At 68.5% G+C, this 3,338-nt stretch carries 4 protein-coding genes; 1 reads left to right on the forward strand and 3 read right to left on the reverse strand.

Annotated features, from left to right (window positions below; all coding sequences use genetic code 11):
• Positions 1 to 134 precede the first annotated feature (134 nt).
• The 3 genes from ACFHWY_RS28055 to ACFHWY_RS28065 are packed head-to-tail and all read right to left on the reverse strand — an operon-like array spanning position 135 to position 2,086.
• A complete protein-coding gene (locus tag ACFHWY_RS28055; protein WP_416583253.1) occupies positions 135 to 551 on the reverse strand; it encodes a hypothetical protein in 417 nt (138 codons plus the stop codon).
• On the reverse strand, positions 548 to 988 hold the full coding sequence (locus ACFHWY_RS28060) for a hypothetical protein (protein WP_416583254.1): 441 nt from the start codon (positions 986 to 988) through the stop codon (positions 548 to 550). The genes ACFHWY_RS28055 and ACFHWY_RS28060 overlap by 4 nt, the downstream gene beginning before the upstream one ends.
• A gap of 36 nt (positions 989 to 1,024) precedes the next feature.
• The gene (locus ACFHWY_RS28065; protein WP_416583255.1) at positions 1,025 to 2,086 is read right to left on the reverse strand and encodes a hypothetical protein; all 1,062 of its coding nucleotides are present in this window, start codon (positions 2,084 to 2,086) and stop codon (positions 1,025 to 1,027) included.
• An 87-nt stretch (positions 2,087 to 2,173) separates the two neighbouring features.
• Here ACFHWY_RS28065 and ACFHWY_RS28070 point away from each other — a divergent pair, with 87 nt between their 5' ends.
• A complete protein-coding gene (locus tag ACFHWY_RS28070; protein WP_416583256.1) occupies positions 2,174 to 3,199 on the forward strand; it encodes a questin oxidase family protein in 1,026 nt (341 codons plus the stop codon).
• Positions 3,200 to 3,338: the final 139 nt, after the last annotated feature.

Consider the following 3,338-nt stretch of genomic DNA (forward strand, 5'->3'; position numbering starts at 1 on the left):
GGCCAATCACCCAGCATCATCCCAGCTCACCGGCTTGCCGAGCGAGAACGCAACGGCCCTGCTACTCGGGGCCCCTGCGCCCACATCCCCGACCTATTGCCGGTGGCTCTAATCTGTGCTTGTTGGCGAGATTCTTAAGAGCGCCTCCGATAGGCGCGGAGCATCGTCTCGACGTAGGTGGGGGCGAGCCCACGCAGCAGTTCCTCGGGGAGCGCGCCGGCCAGCGCCGTGACTGCGAGATCAACGCCGGGGCTGCTCGGCCCGCCGAACTGCGCGACCAAGCTGGCGACACCTGCGGCGACGCTGGTGCCACAGATGGGATGCTTGGCAAGTTCGGCCAGATGGGTGCCGACGGCCTCTGGCGGTGTGGGGGCTCGCATGAGCCGGATGACATCGGCGCAGTCCTTGGGCTTGACGCGATGCCCGCGGCCGCTGTCGGTGAGCCGGTCTGCGATCTTGTGGCTCTTGGCGACGAGGAGGGCTGCGGGGCCCGCCACGCTGATCGTGGCTTGCCGGGTGTCGAGGTCTGGTTCGAGGCTGCTGACCGTCATCTCGGTGTTGTCGACGATGGTCGCTTCGAGTCCTGGCGTCCAGCGGGTGGCGTTCTTTCCGTGGTCGGGCAGCCGGGCGTCGCGTTTGCCTCGTCCGGGTGCGAGCGCTTCGGGAACGAGGAGGTCGACGGGGACGAACACGGTCTCTTTTCGATCTTTGCGGGTGCCAGCCACGTGCCCGGTTCGATGCCGCCGTTGTCGGCCTTCACCTTGAGAGTGAAGCCTGCTTCGGTCATCGCTTCGGCGATGCGCGGGTCGGGGCCGAGCCTGGCCGGGTTGATGCTCAGGTCAGCGTCGGCGGTGAACGGGGCGACGCTGACCTCCAGGTCCGCTTCGCCCGCCTGCAGGTAGATGGCCTGCGCACCCACCAGTACAACGGCGGCGCGGTGCTCGCCGAGAGCGTCCAGGGCGTTGAGAAGGACGCGGCGGGCGGCCACGTACACGAGGGGATCGGAGTCGGTCACCCGCCGACGCTACATCGGCTGGGGCAGATGGTCCTGGCGCCAGGCCGCGAGGTCGCCCGCCATCCAGTCCAGCAGTGCCTCGCCCTCCTCTGGGAGACGGCCGTTGCCCGCCAAGCAGTCCAGGACGAGCTGCGAGAGTCCAACGTGGAATATGCCGTCTTCGGCCATGCGGGCACGGGCCAGCTGGGATGCGTCGGCCGCGGTGAGCAGGATGATGTTGGCGCCCTGTTGGGTGGGCATGAGCTCGAATCGGGAGGCGGTCGCGGCGATGTCGGGAACGTAGAGGGCGAGCTGCGTCGGGGCGGCAATCTGTACGTACTGGTTTGCGGCGTAGCTGCCGGTGATGACGGCCTGGTCGTCGTTGCTGAGCCTCCGCAGTAGCGATGGTATGCCGGTTCGTGCGATGTAGGTCTGGCTGCGGTTGTTCTTGAGCAGGTTGTAGTGCTGGGCTCGGGCGCGTAGCAGTTCTCGCCAGTCGACGCGGGTGACGGCCTTGCTGCGCGGGTCGCGTTCGATCAGGCGGTCGTCGATGAGTGCGTTCAGGGTGCGCGAGACGTACGCGTTGCTGAGGCCGCTGGCTGCGGCGAGATCCACGAGCCGGTACGGCGGTGCGAAGTCGGTGAGCACGCGTACCAGAGCGTTGCTGCCGGGGCCTTTGAGCCGGACGGGCGGCTTCGCCGGCGGGTTCGGGTCCTGCTGGGCGCCGTCGAGCCTGATGTGAATCGTTGGCCGCGGGATCCGGACTAGCACATTGCCGGTGAGGTCGATGTAGTTGATGTCGCGCTCGCGGAGCACTTCCCTTGAACGCGGGCTCAGCCAGGGCGCGACGACGACGATCGGTTCTCGGACGACCCGGCGCATGAGCCGGTGGTTTCCGCCTAGCACACGGTCAACGTCGCGCGGGATGAAGCGTCTGAACGCCTGGACGATGAGCGTGCAGTGGTAGTTCGCCGCCTGGATCTCCCACATGGCGTCGTGTCCCGCGTCGCCGGCCTCGAAGGCCCGGCGGTTGACCTTCATGTCGTCGTCCGTGATCAGCTCAGCGAGCTGGTCGAACGCGGCGGTCAGCACTTCCTGCTCAGTGGGGCTCTCCATACGTCAAAGTTTGCCACAAATCCCGGGTTTAGCAGTAGTGGGCAAATGCACAATTCCAGTTAAATCTTGCGCCGTCGCCGCCAGTCAACCGGACGGCTGTCCAACCACGCGCCCATGGCCATCGAGGCGCTTGCCCGACACGGCCACGGCGAGGCCGTGCACCGGTGGTTGGACGGGTACGCCGACCGGCTGGAGGAACGACCACGGGGAATCGCGTCCATCGCCGCCGACGAGTGGCGAGACCCGCTTGGCGACCCGGTGCGCACCGGTGACTGGCTTGACTACTTCGACCGTGAACTGGTCGCTGAGCCCTGGCAGCAGGTGCTCTCCCGATGGTGGCCACGCCTGCTGCCCGGCATCGCCGCCGGCGCCACCCACGGCTTGATCCGGGTCGGTCACGCGGTGCGCGCACTGCTGGACCAGGAGACCGCACCCCGCGTTACCGAACTCGGCCAGGGACTGGCCTACTGGGCGGCCCGCTGGCAGCCCTTCGCGCCACCCGGTGCCGGACCTTACCTGGCCACCGATCCACGAACCGCGCTCGACGCGGTGCCGCGCATACCCGACCAGCGCTTCGGCATCCGGTCTCGCCGTGCCCACCTCGCCGACCTTCCCGGCTGGCCGGCGGTGGCCGGCGCGGTGCCGCGCGGCGAAGAACGCGTCGGAAACACCGCCGCCGATGAGGACGACGTGCCGGCCCGCCTAGCCGGCATCGTGGACGCGGCGGTCCTCCGGCACAGCACCCACGGGTACGCCAATCCGGTCATGCTGGTGCACGCTGCCACCGCACCCAACGCGGTCCTGCGCATCCTGCCCGCCATACATCGGGCGCTCTGGGCGGCCAGCCTCGCCGCCGCCTGGGCCGCCACGGCGGCCGTCACCGCCGCGTACGCCCCAGCGACCGGACGCCACGCCCTGCCGACCACACCCGATGTAAACCCCGCCGAGGCCATGCAGCACGCGGTCGACTCCGCCGGCCCGCACGCCATCAAGTTCGCCGACGCCGCGCTCGACGCGCACGCCATCACGAGCGACACCACTCTCCTCGCCGTCTCGATACACACCACCGAACAGACCGGACGATGGTGAAAACCCGCCCACCCTCCACGGCACACTGACCCGAATCAGCCCCTTCGGTGTCACAAGCCGGAACACCGGGCAGACAGACAGGGCCTTTGCAAGTTCCGGGGTCGTGCGGCTGGTCGGGTTGTGACCGGTTGGGGTGGAT

Origin of the sequence: Micromonospora sp. LOL_024, from assembly GCF_048060415.1 — a bacterium.
In the GTDB taxonomy this organism is placed as follows: Bacteria; Actinomycetota; Actinomycetes; order Mycobacteriales; family Micromonosporaceae; genus Micromonospora.